Raw genomic sequence first — 2,085 nt, 5'->3', positions numbered from 1 at the left:
CCCTCCGCCCGCCGCCAGGCGCCAGTCCTGACGGCGGGGGTGCGATCCTTGCGCTGGCGCTCGACAGACGCGGGTCAGCGAACGGTGATCTCTCCGGTGATGGTGTCGCGAATGGTGACGACCACGCCGTCGCCGACCTTGAGCTGCCGCAGCAGGCTCTTGTCGGCGATCTCGAAGGTCCGGGTCTCGTCAGCGCCGCGCACCTCGACGGTGCCAGCGGACTGATCGATGCCGGTAATCTGACCGAACAGGCGGAATATGCAGCACCTCGAAGCTGCCGTCGGGCAGGCGGATGGTCATCAAGCGGGTGTCGGTGTTGACTACCATGACCTCGCCTTCGAGTGTGCTCTGGACGGCAACGGCCTTAATGGGCTGGCTGCGCAGGTCTGGTTGGGCTTGGATGCACGGCGGGCAGGGCTAGGGTCAGGGACAGGCACAGGGCTGTCGCGGTGATGTGCCTGGTCATCATGGGTCTCCTCGTTGGCGGGCCGTGGGGCTTGCGGGGTGGACAAGCGCAGCGGAGTCCACCGAGTCAGCCGAAGTTGTGCAGAAAGAACGGAATGATCAGCGCGTTGGCGATGTCGATGAAGAACGCCGACACCAGCGGTACGATGATGAAGGCGCGGTGCGAGGCGCCATAACGCTGGGTCACCGCCGCCATGTTGGCCATGGCCGTCGGCGTCGAGCCCAGGGTGACACCGCCGAAGCCGGCGGCCACAACGGCGGAGTCGTAAGTTCGCCCGAGCATCGGATAGAGCACGAAGATGGTCACCAGCACCGCCAGTGTGAACTGGGCGGCAAGGATGGTGAAGATGGGCGCGGCCAGGTCAATGAGGGTCCAGAGTTGCATGCTCATCAGCGACATGGCAAGGAATGTGCCGAGTGCAATATCGGCGATCAGGGCAATGGCGGGAGTGCGGCTCGGCCAATTGATCCTGAGGGCGCCATAGAGCTTGCCGGGGACCAGGTTGGTGAGCAGGATGCCGGCGAACAGACAGGTAACGAACAGTGGCAGCTTGAGCCCGAACTCTGCGAGGGATTCGTTCAGCCCGTAACCGAAGATGATGGCGACATGGATGGCCAGTACCGCTGCCAGGAAGTCCATGTGGTCGATGCCGGTGTCCTCCTGTTGCTCGGTCAGGCCGATTTCCTGGATCTCCTCCTGCGCGGTAGCCTGGGCCGGCTCGAGCCGGTGGCGCTTAATCAAGAATTGCGCGATTGGGCCGCCCATCAGACTCGCCAGGATCAGCCCGAAGGTTGCGCTCGCGATGCCGATCTCCATGGCGTTGGCAATGCCGTATTCCTCGCCGATGGTGGGCGCCCAGGCGATGGTGGTGCCGTGCCCGCCGATGAGCGACACGGTGCCGCCCAGCATGCCCACGGCTGCCGGCAGGTCGAACAGCGCCGCCACCGAGATGCCGGTGAGGTTTTGCGCGAACATGAAGCCGATCGTGAGTGCCAACAGAATAACGAATGGCCGTCCGCCGGCGAGCAGGTCCGCCGCGCGCGCATTGATGCCGATGGTAGTGAAGAAATAGACCAGCAGTACGTCGCGCGCGCGCAGCTCGAACTCCACCACGGTGCCGGACGCGGCGTAGAGCAGCGCGAACAGCACAGAGAACAATAGCCCGCCAGTGACAGGCTCCGGAATACTCAGCTCCCGCAACAGGCGTACACGCTCATTGAGACGCTTGCCGACAAACAGCACCAGAATGCCGATGGTGACGGCAAGGAATGACTCGATGCGCAGCAGGCCGTCCTGGAATTCCATCGTCTTCTTACTCCGGGTGACTCGGTATCTATCTGGCCGTCGACGTGCTGAACGCGTCGGGCTGGCCTTCACGGCCCGATGGGCCCTATGGCAATCTGCCGAGCCGCAACGCCGGTGACAAGCGAAAACCGACAGACTAGCCGCGGCTGCCGACAACGACAATTGCGGTCATGAGCCGCGAAGGCTGACTATGTTAGGGAAGCGCCGATTTATTGGCGCTTCCCGTGCGGGGCAGGACGCCCCGCCATTTTCGGCGACCCAAGTCGCTGAAAATGCAGGAGCCGGGAAACCGCCCAATGTCTGGACAGGCCCGG

Annotated in this window: 2 protein-coding genes; both read right to left on the bottom strand. The window is 63.7% G+C overall.

The features are described from left to right. Positions 1-74: 74 nt before the first annotated feature. A complete protein-coding gene (locus I6U14_RS11365; protein ID WP_367115658.1) occupies positions 75-203 on the bottom strand; it encodes a hypothetical protein in 129 nt (42 codons plus the stop codon). Positions 204-532: 329 nt separating this feature from the next. Then, on the bottom strand, positions 533-1,771 hold the full coding sequence (gene gltS, locus I6U14_RS11360; protein WP_296899401.1) for a sodium/glutamate symporter: 1,239 nt from the start codon (positions 1,769-1,771) through the stop codon (positions 533-535). Between the last annotated feature and the right edge of the window lie 314 nt (positions 1,772-2,085).

This window comes from Thiohalocapsa sp., assembly GCF_019695415.1.
Classification (GTDB): Bacteria; Pseudomonadota; Gammaproteobacteria; order Chromatiales; family Chromatiaceae; genus Thiohalocapsa.
The sequence above is the reverse complement of the archived record's forward strand: the minus strand, read 5'-3'. Positions and strand labels throughout refer to the sequence as shown.

Bases quoted from the DNA above. Each gene is read 5' to 3' on its own strand.
- gltS (WP_296899401.1), bottom strand. From the start codon at position 1,771: ATGGAATTCCAGGACGGCCTGCTGCGCATCGAGTCATTCCTTGCCGTC.